Source organism: Chishuiella changwenlii, from assembly GCF_900142565.1.
GTDB lineage: Bacteria > Bacteroidota > Bacteroidia > Flavobacteriales > Weeksellaceae > Empedobacter > Empedobacter changwenlii.
The window spans coordinates 253,336-270,475 of sequence record NZ_FRBH01000007.1 but is presented as its reverse complement, the minus strand read 5'-3'; the positions used below and the strand labels follow the sequence as shown (position 1 = coordinate 270,475).

The window sequence follows — 17,140 nt, the reverse complement described above, 5'->3', positions numbered from 1 at the left end:
AAATTTAATCCTCCTTTTTTCAAGAGTGCGGATGCAAAGTTATAGTACTAATCTTAACATTTGTGATTAAAAACTACAAAAAGATGATTAAAAAAGCACTTTTAATCGATTAAATATTTAATTCAGAGTGTTTTGTCTGAATACAGTTGGAGAGACACCTTCATTCTTTTTAAAGAAGGCAGTAAAATTTGTTTCCTGAAAAAAACTTAATTCAAAAGCTATTTCCTTTACAGTCATACCAGAGTTAGCTAACATAATTTTAGCATTTTTCATTAACTCTTCTGTTATTAATTGTTTAGCAGATTTATTGAACACAACCTGTGTCGCCTTGTCTAACCTACGTTTAGTAACAAATAGCTGATCAATATAAAAAGTAACCTGTCTATTTTCGTTGACATTAGATTGTAATAGTTTTTTAAATTTTGTTGCAATTTCAACATCATAATCATCATGGGCAGTTTTACTTTCAGAATCTTTTACAGCAATTTTTCCATTTAAAAGTATTCTTTCTAAAAGATTATGAACCAATTGAATAGAAAGAACATCATTAAAGGAATTAACAAAATATTCTATGAAGTTTTTAATAAAAAACGATTCTGAACAAATCTTATTCTCAATCGCATTAATAAAATTACGCGAAAAAAGTCTACTATTTTCCAATCGGATATTATCTTCTATAGATCTAGAATAAAATTCTTCTTTAAAAGCAATGTAATACGAGTCTACGTTTGTATCCTGAGGAATAAAATGTTGCGATAAATTAGGTGCTAAATATAAAAAGTGATTTTTCGGAATAACAACAATTTTCCCATTAACTTCATGTTCACAAGAAGTAGAACCCGACCAAATAATACCATAAAAGTTATTGTTCGAGAAGTGAATAAAACTATTCTCCTCACGATTAAAATCATTTAAACGAAGAGCTACTAAGCCCTCTTTGATATTCAACTTATCTTGATAAGTGTTATGATTATCTAATAACATATCCCTGATATATTAATGTGCAAATTAAGTACCTTAATTTATGAAAACTATTGATATAAATCAAGTTAAATTTTTACAAGGAGTACAAACATAAGAAAAATAAAAAACAACAACGTAGGGATTGGTTATTTTCTGACAAATAAAAAAAGCCTCTAAATGAGGCTTTTATATAGTACGTCTAATTATTATTGTTTAATAACCATCTGTCGCTTTTTCCCCATTAATTATTGCTAATGCAGAAGATGTTCCAATTCGTTGAACTCCTAACTGAATCATTTTCTCGGCATCTTCGGTCGTTTTAACACCTCCAGATGCTTTAACTGGTAATGATCCTGCATTTTCTAACATTAATTTTATTACATGTTCATTTGCTCCATTTGGTGCTCCGTTTTCTGTAACAAAAAAACCTGTAGAAGATTTTACAAAAACCTTAGATGCATATTCTTCACCGATTTTCTCTAGCACAATATCACGAATTAATTGTGTTATTTGTATAATTTGCTCATCAGTTAATGCAGCAGTCTCAATAATCCATTTTATTATTTTTCCTCCTCTTAACACGACTGAAGTTGCTGATTCTATTTCTTCTGCAACTTTTTTTACATCACCTTTCTTAAAAGCTTCATAATTAACAACAAAGTCTAATTCATCGGCTCCGTCAGCGATTGCTTTTTGTGCTTCTCTTAGTTTTTCATTCAAATCATTTGTTCCTTCAGGAAAACCTATTACAGTTCCTAAAACAACGTTAGATTGTTTTTTATCTAATATTTCACGTATTGATCGAACATAATCTGGACGAATCATTACAGCATAAATATCATTATCAATGGCTTCTTGTGTCAATTGATGTACAATATCCAAAGTATCTGAATTAGATATACCCACTTGTTCAGATGTTTTTAAATACGTCGAGTCTAAATACTTATTAATATTCATTGTATATTAAAGTTTTATTTGTCTTACTATTGGTTGTTCTAATGAAATTATTGTTTCTGTACGTGTTACGCCATCAATCTGCTGAATTTTTTGATTTAAAACATTCATTAAATGCAAATTATCACGACATAATATCTTTAAAAAAATACCATAATTACCCGTTGTAAAGTGAGCTTCTACAACTTCTGGAATTTGCTCCAGAGAATTAATTACTAATTTATAAGATGATGGTTTATCCATAAATACACCTACAAAAGACATGGTAGAGTAACCCAAAACAGTTGGGTTAACTATTGCTTTTGTAGCATCGATAACACCCGATGTTTCTAATTTTTTTATTCGTTGATGGACAGCAGTATTTGATATTCTCAACTCTTTTGCAAGCTGAGAAACAGGCATATTGGCATTCTCCATAAACGAATTTAAAATCAATTTATCGATTCCGTCAATTTCTATCTGTCCATTCTCGTGAATTCTCACTTTTTAATTTATTTAAAAACAAATTTACCACTTTAAAATGGTAAAAATGGGAAAATGATCACTATACCCACCGAAATATTTTCTACCAACAAATGTTCTAAACGGTAAACTAATTGATTTTCCGCTACTATTCTTTAAAAAACTCGCATCAAAAATATCTGTTTTTAACATTTCTAATGGAGAAGAATGATCAAAAAAGCCTTTTGAAAAAAGTTGTTGATCAAATAACATCCATTGTTTTTTAAACATTAAAGATCCTCTACTATAAGATTGTAAAGCAACCATAGGATTATATAATTCAAATTTCTTTAACTCGTTAACATTTGCCCTTGTATTAAGCTCTAATCGCAAATCTTCATTGGTTGGAGTATCATTAAAATCTCCCATTAAAACAATTCTCTCAGAGTGATTTTCGGATAGTATTTCATCAATTCTTTTTCTTATTGTTTGCATCATATACTGACGCTTAACTTGATTAATTTCTTTATCAATTTTAGATGGTAGATGTACAATAAAAAAGTGAATTTTATGACCGAATAATTTTCCGTTTACATATAAAATGTCTCTTGTATATGATTTTTCACCTAATTGATCTTTAAAAACAATTCGAATTGGTTCGCTTTTTTCAACTATAAAATCATCTTCTTTATAAATAAATCCAACATTAATTTTTCTTTCATCTAAAGACTGATAAATTAAGGATTTATATTTTCCTTCTTTTAAAAAGCTATTATCCGTTAAATCTTGTAGTACATCTTCATTTTCTATTTCTGCCAAGCCAACAACAGAAGGCAATTGATTCGTTTCTGATTTTCCGATTTTAGCAATACAAAAAGCTATTTTATTTAGTTTTTCATCATATCTACCAGCTTTCCATTTAATTAAATTACTTGGCAAAAATGATTCTTCAGAAGTTTTTGAATAAAAATTTTCTACATTATAAAAGGCAATTGTTGCTAAATTCTGTTTCAAAAGATTTTTTTGTAAAAATAGGAAAGAAAAATTTGTTTAAGAAAACATACAAAACAAAAAAGCTTCAACTAATTGAAGTTGAAGCTTTTAGTACGGGCGGAGAGACTCGAACTCTCACACCTTGCGGCACTAGATCCTAAGTCTAGCGTGTCTACCAATTCCACCACGCCCGCTTAAATCTTACTGATTTGGATTGCAAATATACATAAGTTTTCTTGCTAACAAAATTTACAAATAAATTTTTTTAATCTTTTTTTACATTTTAAATTTGTAGCAAAGCTTTTACAAATATGGAAATTACAGGAAGAATTAAAAAAGTGTTTGAAACACAAAATATTACAGCAAGTTTCAAGAAGAGAGAATTCGTTGTGACAACGCAAGAACAGTATCCTCAAGATATTTTAATTGAACTTACACAAGATAAGACAGATGTATTAAACGCTTACAAACCTGGTGATGAAGTGAAAGTTTCTATTAATATTCGTGGACGCGAATGGGTAAACCCAGAAGGTGTAGCAAGATATTTTAATACAATCCAAGCTTGGAGAATAGAAAATATGGCAAATGCAGCTCCTCAAGCTCCACAAGGATATGATAATTTTGCACCAGCTCCTCCAGTAGATACTTTCTCTAACGGAGATGATGACGATTTACCTTTCTAAGAAAAGAATTAAAATTTAATATCAAAACGTGTTCTTTTTAGAGCACGTTTTTTTAATCAAAAAAAGATATCAACATGTATTGGTTAAGTTCAGATTTAATTTTTCCAGATTACGAAGAAGTAAACGAAGATGGAATTATTGCCCTTGGTGGCGATCTATCAACAGAACGCTTAATTTTAGCTTATCAGAAAGGTATTTTTCCTTGGTTTAATGAAGATGAACCTATACTTTGGTGGTTCCCACATGATAGATTTGTATTGTTTCCAGAAAATTTAAAGGTTTCTAAATCGATGAAAAAAGTTTTCAAAGATCAAATTTTTACGTTTTCTGAAAATAAAGCTTTCAGAGAAGTAATTACAAATTGCTCTAAAGCTTATAGAAAAGATCAAGATGGAACATGGATTACAAATGATATGATAGAGGCTTACTGTCTACTTCATGAACAAGGAATTGCAAAAAGTATTGAGGTTTGGCAAAACGAAGAATTAGTTGGTGGTTTTTATGGAATAGAAATGGGTAATATTTTTTGTGGAGAAAGTATGTTTGCAAAAGTAAGCAATGCTTCTAAGGCAGGATTTATACAATTTGTTGCAAAATATCACAAGAAGTATGAATTAATTGATTGCCAAGTCTACACTGATCATTTAGCTAGTTTAGGAGCTATAGAAATTTCTTCTGATGTTTTCCTGGAGTATTTACATCACAAACAATAAAAAAAGATGAACTAATTAAGCTCATCTTTTTCTAATATTTCTTCTGAATCTTCAAAACTCATCTTTAGTTTTATCAATTCATTTTTTATTTCTTGTAATCGTTCTACAACATCTATTTCTTCGGTTGTAGTAACAATCCCTTTTTTTCCTATAACTTGTTTAGCTCCCTCTAAAGTGTAACCTTTTACTTTTACTAGATAGAATATGTTCTTAAAACACTCTATATCATCTTTCGTAAAAAGTCTATTACCTTTTTTATTCTTTTTGGGTTGAATAATCTCAAATTCCTTTTCCCAAAAACGAATTAATGACGCATTTACATCAAAAGCTTTGGCTACTTCGCCAATAGAGTAATATAATTTATCAGGTAATTCGACGTTCATTATCAGGGTTTAATCCAAAGATAATGACATTTTTTTAGAATTTTGATAGATTTTTATAAAATCATCTGGATCAACATCATTATAAAAATACATCACTGGATTTACGTGTTCTCCGTCCTTGTGAATCTCGTAATGTAAATGCGCTCCTGTCGATAATCCTGTAGATCCTACATAACCTATTACATCTCCACGTTTCACTTTTTGATTGTTGCGAACTTTTGTTTTAGACATATGTGCATACAAACTTTCGTATCCATTACCATGTTGTATTACGACCATATTTCCATAACCAGAGTTATAACCAGACATTTTAATTTTTCCGTTTCCTGTTGCATAAATTGGTGTTCCTGCAGCTGCTGCAAAATCTAATCCTTTATGCATTTTATTTACTTTTAAAATCGGATGAAAACGAGATCCGTAACCAGAAGCTAAACGATTTACATATTTATCTCCTACTGGTTTTAGAACTGGCATAGAAGATAAATTAGCATCTTTTACACCTGCAGATTTAAAAACCTCATCTAACGATTTAGATTCTATTTCTATTTTATCAATTAACTTCTCAATATCTTCTGCTGTAAAATTATTAACTTCATTATTTACAGAATCAATATTTTCATTAACTCGCATATCATAAATCTTACGATAAATGTTACGGTCTTTTTCTTTTATCTCTGATAAAGCAACTTCTACTTCTTTAAATTTTTGGTGTAGGGCTTGATTTTCATTTTCCATTCTTTCTAATTCTGCCAGAAGTTTGCTTTCGCTATTTTTAAACTTCCCTGCTTTAAAAGCATATTCAGAATCGTTGAAATGGTAACCTATCATTCCCGCAGAAATTGTAGATAAACATAAAAATAGGACTATATACAAAACTGTTTTTGATGTCTTCTTCACTCTCTTTTTCAACCAACATAAAACAAAATTTGCAGAATTATACTTATAGTTTTTATTTTCCATTACTTAACTAAGCTTTTTATTATCTTTGTAAAACGTTTGCAAAGTAACGAATATTGTGCGTGCAAACATGTTAATCAAATGATAAAAATATTTTAAATAAATGAAATCCAAAGATATAAGAAAAGAATTTCTGCATTTTTTTGAAACAAAAGGGCATTTAATTGTTGATTCAGCTCCAATTGTTTTAAAAGACGATCCCACATTAATGTTTAATAATTCGGGAATGGCGCAGTTCAAAGAATTCTTTTTGGGTAATGGAACTCCAAAAAATAACCGTATTGCAGATACTCAAAAATGTCTTCGTGTATCTGGAAAACATAATGACTTAGATGATGTAGGTAAAGATACTTATCACCATACAATGTTCGAAATGTTAGGAAACTGGTCTTTTGGTGATTATTTCAAGAAAGAAGCTATTGCTTGGGCTTGGGAATTATTAACTGACAAATATGGTATTTCTAAAGATCAAATTTATGTTACAGTTTTTGAAGGAGATAAAGGAGATGGAACATCTTTGGACGAAGAAGCTTTAGAGCTTTGGAAACAACATATTGCTGAAGATCGTATTTTATACGGAAATAAAAAAGATAACTTCTGGGAAATGGGAGATATCGGACCATGTGGACCATGTTCTGAAATTCATGTTGATATTCGCCCTGCAGATGAAAGAGCGAAAGTTGACGGTAAATCTTTGGTTAACATGGATCACCCGCAAGTTATTGAAATCTGGAATTTAGTATTCATGCAATATCAACGTAAAGCAGATGGTTCATTAGAATCTCTTCCTGCAAAACACATTGATACTGGAATGGGATTTGAGCGTTTAGCAATGGTATTGCAAGGGAAAAGCTCAAATTATGATACAGATGTTTTTCAACCAACTATTCAGAAGTTAGAAGAAATTTCAGGTATTAAATATGGTGCCGCAGAAAAAACGGATATTGCTATTCGTGTAATCGTTGACCATTTACGTGCTGTAGCATTTGCTATTGCAGATGGACAATTACCATCTAATACAGGTGCTGGTTATGTAATTCGTCGTATTTTACGTCGTGCAATCTCTTACGGTTACCGTTTCTTAGGATTAAATGAACCATTTATCTATCAATTATATCCTATCTTAAAAGCTGAAATGGGAGATTTCTTTCCAGAATTAGTAAAGCAAGAAACAATTGTTACTGGTGTAATTAGAGAAGAAGAAGCATCTTTCTTAAGAACAATAGAACAAGGATTAAGTAGATTAAATCAAATTATTGAACAATTGGGTGATTCTAAAATTATCCCTGGAGATATTGTTTTCGAATTATATGATACATTTGGTTTCCCTGCAGATTTATCTCGAATTGTAGCAGAAGATCATGGTTTCACAATTGATGAAGCTGGATTTGAAACTGAAATGGCAAAACAAAAAGAACGTTCTAAAAAAGCTACTGCTTTAGTTACGGACGATTGGGTTATTTTAGATGACAAAGGAAACGAAACTTCTATTGCTTATGATAATACAGAAGCAGATGTAAAAGTTACACGTTACCGTAAAGTAAAAAACAAGAAAGGAGAGTTTTACCAATTAGTATTTAATCAAACTCCATTTTATGCTGAATCTGGAGGACAAGTTGGTGATAAAGGTTCTATCGTTTCTGCAAACGAAACAATAGAAGTCGTAGATACAAAGAAAGAAAATAACTTAATTATTCATTTTGTAGAAACTTTACCAGAAAATATAGAAGGTGTTTTCCAAGCAAAAGTTGATATTTCTAAACGAAATGCAACAACTAAAAATCATACTGCTACACATTTAATGCACGAAGCTTTACGTGAGGTTTTAGGAAACCACGTAGAACAAAAAGGTTCTTATGTTGGTGATGATTACTTACGTTTTGACTTTTCTCATTTTTCTAAAATGACAGAAGAAGAAATTCAATTAGTTGAGCAAAAAGTAAACGAAAAGATTGCTGAAGCTTTACCTTTAATTGAAAAGAGAGAGGCTTCTATGGACGAAGCATTAGCAGAAGGTGCTATGGCTTTATTCGGAGAAAAATACGGCGATAAAGTTCGTATCATTCGTTTTGGTTCTTCTGTAGAGTTATGTGGTGGAACGCATGTGAAAAACACAGCTGATATTCGTTTATTTAAAATCTTATCAGAATCTTCTACAGCAGCAGGAATTCGTCGTATAGAAGCAATTACTGCTGATACTGCAATTAATGCTTTAAAAGATGCTGAGAAAAATTATAACGATGTTTTAGTTGCTTTAAAAACTAAGAATGACGCTTTAAAAGCTGTTCAATCTTTGTTAGATGAAAATGCTTCATTAAAAAAGCAAGTAGAAAAATTTGTTGCACAACAAGCTTCTGCTGAAAAAGCAACTTGGAAAGCTGCCATTAAAGAAATTAATGGAATTAATTTCTTAGCAATTAAAACGAATTTAGATACAGCTGCTGCAAAACAGAATGCGATTGACTTAACAAATGAAATAGAAAATGCTTTAATTGTTGTTGGAACTAATGACACTGTTAAACCTTCTATTACAATTTCTATCGCGAAGAATTTAGTAGCTGACAAAGGACTACATGCTGGTAATATGGTGAAAGAAATCGCGAAGCACATTAGTGGTAGCGGAGGTGGACAACCTTTCTTAGCGACAGCTGGAGGAAAAGATGTAAATGGTTTAGACGCTGCTTTAGTACAAGCAGAAGAATTTGCAAAATAAAATCTTTTAAAATAATCTGTTTCGTTACTTAAAACGAGACAGATTTTAAAATAATTAAAGGCGAACTCAAAATTGAGTTCGCCTTTTTTATGTTTTATTTCAAGTACTTTTAAAAAATTACTTTTTTGGTAAACGTACTATTCTACTAGCATCATTCGTGTATGCTTTACTACCACTTATTTTCTTATAAGAAAACTTAGAAGAAAGACGTGTATTTTCCGTTGTTATATTATTTGTTACATCTCCTTTGCTATTCATACGGTCTACAATGTCATACGTTACATCATACCCTAATTGTTCGTAACGAGTTGGGAAACCACAATAAATATCACTAAAGTCTTTTAAAACACTTTTAACTTCTTCATCTCTTGTATTGATTAATCGCGCTGTACTGTATACAAAACCAAACTCTCTAAATGCATCTATATTTTTTGCATTATCTGGATTATAAACATCATATACAGCAACAGATTTTATTCCGTAAGCTTTGATGTTATCTTTGTTAAATGTTTTTAATTTATCTAAATATTGTTTTCCTAAAGCATCATCATCACCTACAAGAACAGTTATAATTGGTGTATAATAATCCTGACCATTTACTTTATCATGTGGTTGAACAATTTTTGATACATTATCTACAATTACAACATTTGCTTTTACTTGTTTTTCTAATTGCTTTTTAGTGTAATTAGCTAACTCTTGATCTTCTCTATTTGTTAACAAATAAACTTGTTCTCCTGCAAAGTTTTTCCCTATTTCTTCGATAATTTGATCCGCAACAACTTCATCTTTTGGATTAGAGATTAATAAATCTGTAAAAGAATTTAAAGAATCCTCATTCGCATAAGGAGAAATTACAGCTATTCCAGAGTTACTAAAGAAATTAGCCACTTCTGTAACATCCGACGTTGTTAATGGTCCAATTACAGCATCTGTTTTAGTAAAATCGTTTGTTGATAAAATATCTTGTAGATTTCCATTTTTAGTATCAATAACTTTTACATTGATATTTTTACCAGTCTTTGCTAAACGAGTTAAGGCTAACTTAGCTCCAGTAAAAAACTGCATTGACTGAGAATTTTTTAACTGAGGATTATTTGCCACATCAAAAGGAAGCATAATTGCAACATTTATTTCGTTGTCATTTGCTCTTTTTAATTTACCAGCAGTTCCGTATTTAATGATTTTTGCATTTTTCTGTAACGGTAATTTTAATGTCATTCCCGCTTTTAATCCATTAATAACATCTGGATTTAAACGCAATAATTCATCTAAATTTGTATTATATTTTTGTAAAATTCCGTAAGCTGTATCATCTTTCTGAACAACATAATTAATCGTGTTATCTTCTATAACAACTGCACCAGATTTTTGAGGAATTGAAATTACCATTCCTTCTTTTACTCCACTTTGTAAAGATGGATTCTCCGCATATAAATCATCAACACTTACTTTATATTGTCTAGAAAGCGTATACATTGTCTCTCCTTTCAAAATTAAATGAGAACCTTTAGGAACTGAAAATGTATTTTTTGTTGTTGGTGATTTCGGTAATTTTATAATATCTCCAATCTCTAAACCTCTTTCTTTTATTTGAGGATTTAAAGAACTAATAGATTCCTCAGAAACTTTATATTTCTTACTTAAATTATAAAGCGTTTCTTTAGGTTGAATCGTAACATAGATAAAATTATCGTCCGTAAAAGTATCAGATACTTTAGACGCATCTTTCATTATTTCTTCTGTAATTGTATCTACTTTTCCTGGAATTACTAATAAATCTCCAGGATGAATTCCGTTCTGTTCTATTTTTGGATTTGCTTTATACAATTCGCTTTGGGAAATTCCGTATTGTTTAGAAATTCCGTAAACTGTTTCTTTTGCCTGAACTGTATGCGTTTTTTGTTGAGCATAGATAGATGTTGCACCAACAAACAACAATAAAGCTAATATTTTTTTCATTGAGATGAATTTTCGAAATCAAATATACAAATTATGTTTTGGTTAAAGCTCTTCATTTAACGTATTTATAACAAATTCGAACTCGAAAGGTTGTAAACTTTCTTCAATGAAATCTATAAAATTAGAAAGATCTACATAGTCAAAATCAGAAAAATTCTTTACACGTTCTTGTAATCCATTTTGTTGAGAAAGCGATTTTAAAAGCTGCTCAATTCTAATTAATAAATCTTCATTTTGTTTTACTTCTGCATGAACAAGACGCTTTTTTATTTTCTCAAAACCTTTTAATTGTTTTGTTCTTTGTGCCTGTATCATATTTGCAAAAGAAGTGGAAGTTAATGTGCTTAAATTCTCTAATCGATTAAAAATAGCTTTCAATTCTTCTTCTAATTTTGGTAATTCAGGAGCAATTTCAGAATCTTCAATTGAACGTTTTTTAGTTATTTTTAAACTGTTCGAAAATAAATCTTGATTAGATAAATTTAATTTTAATTGCTTATCGTGTTGTTTCTTCGTTCTAATTAATAATGAATTTCTCAAAACTAAAAGTGGAAAATCAACATTAAATTTATTAAACATTTCTTTTAACTGAAACCAATAAGCAATCTCTCCACCACCACCAACATAAGCAATATTTGGTAGTATTGTTTCTTGATATAAGGGGCGTAAAATTACATTTGGACTAAACTTATCTGGATTTTGGTGTAAATCTTTCAGAATTTCTTCTTGTGTAAATTTAATTGAAGTGTTGTTTACAAAATAAGTTCCGTCTTGTTCTATAATACGTTCTCTAGAATTATCTTCATTAATGTAAAATAAATTAATTTCTCTTGGATTTACTTGAATCGAATAACCCAATTTTTCTAATTTTTCATTCTGAGGAATTACATTATGATAAGATTTAGATTGTATCAACTCTTCTTCAAAAGTAGGAATCATCAACTTTTTTAATTCTTTGTCATCTCCATCAATCATTAATAAACCATGATCTTTGAAAAGTAAATGAACTAATTTTCTTGTTGCATCTGTTAAATTATCATGCGTTAAATAAGATTCATTAATTAATTCTTCTAACTTACTTTTCTTATTTCCATTTGGAATAAGCATTAAGAAATTTTCAAAAACATCTTTTAACCCTTCCGTAGAAAGACGCCCAACAGGACCACCGAATTCTTTTGTCCAATGAATTATTCTATCAGAATATTTATAATGATTTATTTCTTCAAAATCATGATCTTCTGTAGCCATCCAAAACATAGGAACATAATTAATTTCATCCTGTTCTTTATTTAGCTCTTTGCATGCTTTTATAACTTGTAATATTTTATAAAAGAAGAATATTGGTCCTGTAAACAGATTCAACTGATGTCCAGTTGTAATTGTTACAGTATTTTTTTCGCCAAGTTTCTTAAGATTCTTTTCTTGCTTTTTAGATAATTCTAAACCACTAAGTTGTTGTTTAATCTGTTGAACAAAAACTTCTCGGTTATGATAATTTTTAAGCTTATTATGAGCTTGTGTAATGTAATTATCTTTAGTTGGAAAAAGATGATAGAATTCTTTTAAGTTTTCTTCTTGGTTGATGTAATTTAACATCAGTTCAGAAAAATAATTTGAATCCTTTAGAGATATTGCTTCCATTTTAATTTTTATTAATTGTTTGATGAACAAAAATTGCTCTATCAGTTGCAAAAATATCAACCCCGTCTTTTTCTAAATCACGGTATAATTGACCATTTTTTGCCGCGCTACTTTTATCTAAGTTTCCTAATGTACCGAAAATTACTAAAATATTTTCTTCATGAATTTTCTTTAATAATGATGGATCATTTCTTTTTGTTCCAGTAAATGCAACCATTTTATCTTTTGCAATTCCACTGTTAATCATCTCATTAAATTCTCGTTCATTTCTCATCGAAACAGATAAAAGCATATTGGGTGCAAGTTGATGCATTTTTTTTGCTTGACCTATGGTATAAGTCACTAAAACAACCTGATTTTGCATAGTTGTTTCCTTTATTTCTTTTATGATATCATTATAATCAACTCCCTTTTTTATATCTACCATAAAATAAATAGGTTTATTCTTACCCCATTTTAAAGCTTCTTTAAAGGTTGGAATTTTAAATGATGTTTTATTGCCAAAATCATCAACCAAAAAATATTCCTTAAGTTGATTTAAAGTAACTTGGTTGACATCTTGTCTTCCTGTAGAAGTTCTTTGTAAAGAATTGTCATGCATTAAGACTAAATTTCCTTCTTTTGTCTCTGCAACATCAATTTCAAAAATCTGAATTCCGTTTTTAAATAGATAATCAAAAGTCTCAATGCAGTTTTCTGGATAGTTCTTTATTCCACTTCCTCCTCTATGTGCACTTACATAATTTTCATTTTTGGTCGAATATTTGAGTTGTGGTATATCAGATGACTGTTCTGAAACCGTTCTAATAGAATTATTTTTTGGAGAACAACTGTAAATGACTAATAATCCAACAATTAATATTTTAGAACAATATTTTTTAATATATTTATAAGGCATAATCTAAAACCAATTTTAAACGTTAAAATGTTTGACGCTGTAAATTTAAATCGAAAATAAACAACAAAAATAATTTATTATGGGACTTAAAGATTTTTTTAATCGACTTTTTGGAAAAACAGAAAACGCAATGGAAACAGCTGAAGAGAAATTTGATAATATTTCTGCTTCAATTAAGAAAACAGGTTCAGAAGTTGCCGATGATGTTTCAGACTTCACAAAGAATGCTATTAACAATTTAAAAGAAGCTTCTGAAGACTTAAAAGAAAAAGCAGGAGAAAAATTTGAAGAAATTAAAGATTTTGCAGAAAAGAAAGCAGAGAAAACAAACGATGCTGTTAAAGAAAAAGTTGCTGAAGCAAAAGATTTTATTGAAGAAAAGAAAAAAGATAGCGAAATAAAAGCAGAAGAGCTAAAAGAAAAAGCTGAGGAAAAATTTGAAGAAGTAAAAGATTTTGCAGAAAAAGAAACAAGTAAAACAAGTTCTGAATTTGATGAAAAGGTTGCTGGAGCAAAAGAATTTTTCGAAGAAAAGAAAACTGAGGCAGAAGTAAAGGCAGAAGAGCTTAAAAATAAAGCGGAAGAAAAATTTGAAGATGCAAAAGAGTTCGTTCAAGATAAAAAACAAGATTTCGAAGAGAAAAAAGATGAACTGAAAGAAAAAGCTGAAGATAAAATTGAGGACGCAAAAGACTTCATTCAAGACAAAAAGCAAGATGCTGAAGTAAAAGCAGAAGAATTAAAAGAAAAAGCGGAAGACAAGTTTGAAGATGCAAAAGATATTGTTCAAGATAAAAAACAAGACGCTGAAGTAAAAGCTGAAGAATTAAAAGAGAAAGCTGAAAACAAATTCGAAGAAGCAAAAGAGAAAGTTGTAGAAAATGTTTCTGATGCGAAAGACTATCTAGAGCAAAAGAAAGATGAGATTAAAGAAAAAGCTAGCGAAATTGAGCAAAAAGCTGAAGATAAGATCAACGAGATTTCTGATAACACTAAAAAAGACGAACAATAAAATTTTATTTACTTATTTATTTTTACTTCAAATATTTAAACCAAAATTAAAATCAAACCATGTAACATTGGTTTGATTTTTGATAAGTTAAATACCTTGTTGTAATTAAATAAAATGACTGATTATAAAAATTTAGAACCTACCAATAACTCTAAACATAAAAAAGATTTTATTAAAAATATTATTATTGCGACACTAGCAGTATGTTTACTTCTAGCCGTTTTCTATATTGTTTATACAGAAGAAGCTAATTCTAAAAATTCTGTAGAAATGCAAGGTAATATTAATGATCTGGAAAGATCGAGAGAAATCTTAAAACAAGAATTAAGAATTGTTAGAGCTGATTTTGATGATGCAAAAACTAGAGTTGTAAAAAGAGACTCTTCTTTGGGTTACCAAGATCGTATGATTTTAGAGAAGCAAAAAGAAATTCAATCTATTCTTAATAAAGAAGGAATAACGAGTGATGAATTACAACGTGCAAAACGTTTAATCGCATCTCTACAAGCAGATATAAAAGTTTTCAAAGAAGAAATTGTTAGATTAAAAGATGAAAATTTAAAATTAACAAATAAGAATACAGCTTTAGCTTCTGAGAATTCGAATTTATCTGATCAGAAAAAAACGGTAGAATCTGATCTTAATCAAGAAAAAGAAAATAAAAATAATTTAATTAAAGAAACGAATTCGACTTTATCTATTTCTAATTATTCAATAAAAGGTTTAGTAGTAAAATCTAGTGGACGAGAAGTTGAGACAAATAGAGCGAGAAGAATAGACAAGGTTCGTGTTACATTTGATTTAGATAAAAACTTAAATGCAACCTCTGAAAACAAAGAACTTTATGTTACGGTTTATAAACCAAACGGTGAAGTGGGTAAATTTGTAGGAGCTCATTCCGGAGACATTACATTACGTTCTGGTTCAGCCATTAGATATTCTGACCGTGTTAATGTTAACTACAATAATATGTCTGGTGCAAGAGTAAAATTTGACTGGGTGGATTATGAATTCCCTAAAGGAGAATATAAAATAGACATTTATCAAAATGGTTACAAGGTTGGTCAAAACACGATCACTTTAAAATAATAAAAAAAGCTACTTAAAATTAAGTAGCTTTTTTTATTAACAATAGTTTTCTCCGTTCTTCTGTAGCTTCAGATCACGAACATATGTTTTAATTGTCTGCACATTACTTCTAGGACAAATTAATAGTCCGTTTTCAGAATTAATTACGACATAATTTTCTAGTCCTTCAACAACAATTGCTTTATCTTGTGTAGAGTAGATGAAATTATTTTTGGTATTATAACCAGAAAAATGTTTACATAATAATGTATTCTCATTTTCATCTTGCCCCTCTCCTACATATTTATATTTTTCATTGATAATAGACCAAGTTCCAATATCACTCCAACCAAAAGTAGAAGGAATTACATAAACATTATCAGCTTTCTCTAAAATACCTTTATTTATAGTCGTAACATCTAATGTTGTATAAATAGGTTTTAGCGTCTTTATGTTTTGTAAACTCTTATCTAAATCAAAATAGCTCTTCAATGTTTCGTACATTGATGGTAAAAATTCTTGATAAGCTTTTAAGATACTATCAGTAGACCAAATTAAAATTTCGGTATTCCAAATAAATTCTCCACTTGTAATAAACGATTCTGCAAATTCAAAATCTGGTTTATCAACATATGATTTTACTTTTTTTACTGGATTTGTACTTTCTATAAACTGTATATAACTATACGTTACATCTGGTCTTGTTGGTGCTACACCTAATAAGGTAAGTTTATCTTCGTCAGAATTACGAAAAGCTAAATCTACTTTATCTACAAATTCTTCCTCATTAAAAATGAAGTGATCCGATGGACAAATAATCAACTTAGCGTTTGCATTAATTTGTTGAATTGTCATTGCTGCTAATAAATTACACGCAGCAGTATTCATTAATCTTGGCTCTATAATAAAATTAGTCGGATTAAACTCTGGTAATTGCTCCAAAACAATTTCTTCATAATCTGAAATTGTAACAATAAAAATGTTCTCTTTAGGAACAATTTTTTTTAATCTTTCATAAGTTAATTGAACAAATGTTTTACCGATTCCTAATAAATCGTGAAATTGTTTAGGCTTTTTCATTGTGCTTAAAGGCCATAAGCGCGCTCCGGTTCCACTTGCTAAAATAACAGCATAGTTATCTTGATCATTCATGGTTATTTTCTTGTAGTTTGTTTACTGTTGTTGTTGCGTTAATCAAGTATTTTTTCTTGCTTTTCAACTCCAAACAAAGGTATCTTAATTTTTGTTTGTTTTCTTTTTTAAAAACTCTATTTCCTATAGAAAATAGTGTGCCAAAATCTAAATCTTCTAAATACGACTGATTTGGCTTTAAATCATTAATCACAAATTTCGATATATTAATATCTGCGCCCAAACTAGCTTTTGGATGTCTTGCATGATGAAGAATATACGGTTTTAAATGATCTGGGTATATATGAAGAGAATCTAAAAGAAGGCTTCCAAAAATTGTTTTCCATTCTTTTCCATGTGGATTAATCGTTCTGGAATCAAACTGAACAAATGTTTTAAGATGAGCCACTTCATGTGTAAAGACAAAGAAAAAAGCAAATGGGTTTAAATCTCCATTTACAGTAATTTGATGACGGTCATTTTCCATCAATTTTCGATAATCTCCCAATTTTGTTTCGCGTCTTCTTGTTATTCGTAATAAAACATAATGATTTTCTAACCATTTTTTTACAAATAAGTCGCCATTAGTGGGCAGATAAGAAATTAAATGTTCTAAATTCACATTGTG

Annotated in this window: 16 protein-coding genes and 1 tRNA gene; 5 read left to right on the top strand and 12 right to left on the bottom strand. The window is 29.6% G+C overall.

Going from position 1 to position 17,140, the window contains the following annotated elements:
• Window positions 1-117: 117 nt before the first annotated feature.
• The 5 genes from BUA86_RS10485 to BUA86_RS10465 all read right to left on the bottom strand — a co-directional run bounded on the left by BUA86_RS10485 (window position 118) and on the right by BUA86_RS10465 (window position 3,545).
• Entirely contained in the window at window positions 118-984 is an 867-nt protein-coding gene (locus BUA86_RS10485) for a helix-turn-helix transcriptional regulator (RefSeq protein ID WP_072932482.1), read from the bottom strand.
• Window positions 985-1,176: 192 nt separating this feature from the next.
• Window positions 1,177-1,920 (bottom strand): deoxyribose-phosphate aldolase, encoded by a 744-nt coding sequence (gene deoC, locus BUA86_RS10480; protein WP_072932481.1) that lies wholly within the window; start codon window positions 1,918-1,920, stop codon window positions 1,177-1,179.
• A 6-nt stretch (window positions 1,921-1,926) separates the two neighbouring features.
• Window positions 1,927-2,400 carry an Lrp/AsnC ligand binding domain-containing protein gene (locus BUA86_RS10475; protein ID WP_072932479.1) on the bottom strand — a complete coding sequence of 158 codons (474 nt, stop codon included), beginning with the start codon at window positions 2,398-2,400 and terminating at the stop codon, window positions 1,927-1,929.
• 24 nt (window positions 2,401-2,424) lie between these two features.
• Complete coding sequence (locus tag BUA86_RS10470; protein ID WP_072932478.1) at window positions 2,425-3,372, bottom strand: endonuclease/exonuclease/phosphatase family protein; 948 nt, start codon at window positions 3,370-3,372, stop codon at window positions 2,425-2,427.
• 91 nt (window positions 3,373-3,463) lie between these two features.
• Window positions 3,464-3,545, bottom strand: a tRNA-Leu gene (locus BUA86_RS10465).
• Window positions 3,546-3,662: 117 nt separating this feature from the next.
• On the opposite strand from BUA86_RS10465, the gene BUA86_RS10460 reads away from it, so the two are divergent.
• Window positions 3,663-4,034 (top strand): DUF3127 domain-containing protein, encoded by a 372-nt coding sequence (locus BUA86_RS10460; protein WP_072932476.1) that lies wholly within the window; start codon window positions 3,663-3,665, stop codon window positions 4,032-4,034.
• A 74-nt stretch (window positions 4,035-4,108) separates the two neighbouring features.
• Window positions 4,109-4,747, top strand: a complete 639-nt coding sequence (aat, locus tag BUA86_RS10455; protein ID WP_072932475.1) for a leucyl/phenylalanyl-tRNA--protein transferase — start codon at window positions 4,109-4,111, stop codon at window positions 4,745-4,747.
• Window positions 4,748-4,758: 11 nt separating this feature from the next.
• Here the strand turns inward: aat and BUA86_RS10450 are convergent, their stop codons facing one another.
• Both BUA86_RS10450 and BUA86_RS10445 read right to left on the bottom strand, forming a co-directional pair.
• Window positions 4,759-5,130 carry a MerR family transcriptional regulator gene (locus BUA86_RS10450; RefSeq protein ID WP_072932473.1) on the bottom strand — a complete coding sequence of 124 codons (372 nt, stop codon included), beginning with the start codon at window positions 5,128-5,130 and terminating at the stop codon, window positions 4,759-4,761.
• 9 nt (window positions 5,131-5,139) lie between these two features.
• On the bottom strand, window positions 5,140-6,090 hold the full coding sequence (locus tag BUA86_RS10445; RefSeq protein WP_072932471.1) for a M23 family metallopeptidase: 951 nt from the start codon (window positions 6,088-6,090) through the stop codon (window positions 5,140-5,142).
• A gap of 100 nt (window positions 6,091-6,190) precedes the next feature.
• Between BUA86_RS10445 and alaS the strand changes: the two genes are divergently transcribed.
• The gene (gene alaS / locus BUA86_RS10440; RefSeq protein ID WP_072932470.1) at window positions 6,191-8,800 is read left to right on the top strand and encodes an alanine--tRNA ligase; all 2,610 of its coding nucleotides are present in this window, start codon (window positions 6,191-6,193) and stop codon (window positions 8,798-8,800) included.
• A gap of 117 nt (window positions 8,801-8,917) precedes the next feature.
• Here alaS and BUA86_RS10435 read toward each other — a convergent pair whose 3' ends face one another.
• From BUA86_RS10435 to BUA86_RS10425, 3 genes are read right to left on the bottom strand one after another with little or no spacing between them, the layout of a single operon-like run.
• On the bottom strand, window positions 8,918-10,762 hold the full coding sequence (locus BUA86_RS10435) for a LysM peptidoglycan-binding domain-containing protein (protein WP_072932468.1): 1,845 nt from the start codon (window positions 10,760-10,762) through the stop codon (window positions 8,918-8,920).
• Between the two features lie 42 nt (window positions 10,763-10,804).
• Window positions 10,805-12,403 (bottom strand): bacillithiol biosynthesis cysteine-adding enzyme BshC, encoded by a 1,599-nt coding sequence (bshC, locus tag BUA86_RS10430; RefSeq protein WP_143147299.1) that lies wholly within the window; start codon window positions 12,401-12,403, stop codon window positions 10,805-10,807.
• Window position 12,404: 1 nt separating this feature from the next.
• Window positions 12,405-13,301 carry a glycerophosphodiester phosphodiesterase family protein gene (locus tag BUA86_RS10425; protein WP_072932466.1) on the bottom strand — a complete coding sequence of 299 codons (897 nt, stop codon included), beginning with the start codon at window positions 13,299-13,301 and terminating at the stop codon, window positions 12,405-12,407.
• Between the two features lie 79 nt (window positions 13,302-13,380).
• Between BUA86_RS10425 and BUA86_RS16055 the strand changes: the two genes are divergently transcribed.
• Together BUA86_RS16055 and BUA86_RS10415 are read left to right on the top strand one after the other, a co-directional pair.
• Window positions 13,381-14,313: a hypothetical protein gene (locus BUA86_RS16055; RefSeq protein ID WP_072932464.1), complete on the top strand. Its 933-nt coding sequence runs from the start codon at window positions 13,381-13,383 to the stop codon at window positions 14,311-14,313.
• 114 nt (window positions 14,314-14,427) lie between these two features.
• Window positions 14,428-15,402 (top strand): hypothetical protein, encoded by a 975-nt coding sequence (locus tag BUA86_RS10415; RefSeq protein ID WP_072932462.1) that lies wholly within the window; start codon window positions 14,428-14,430, stop codon window positions 15,400-15,402.
• A 36-nt stretch (window positions 15,403-15,438) separates the two neighbouring features.
• On the opposite strand, the gene BUA86_RS10410 is transcribed toward BUA86_RS10415, so the two are convergent.
• On the bottom strand, window positions 15,439-16,533 hold the full coding sequence (locus BUA86_RS10410) for a mannose-1-phosphate guanylyltransferase (RefSeq protein WP_072932461.1): 1,095 nt from the start codon (window positions 16,531-16,533) through the stop codon (window positions 15,439-15,441).
• Window positions 16,526-17,134 carry a hypothetical protein gene (locus tag BUA86_RS10405; RefSeq protein ID WP_072932459.1) on the bottom strand — a complete coding sequence of 203 codons (609 nt, stop codon included), beginning with the start codon at window positions 17,132-17,134 and terminating at the stop codon, window positions 16,526-16,528. Before BUA86_RS10405 ends, BUA86_RS10410 begins: the two co-directional genes overlap by 8 nt.
• Window positions 17,135-17,140 lie beyond the last annotated feature (6 nt).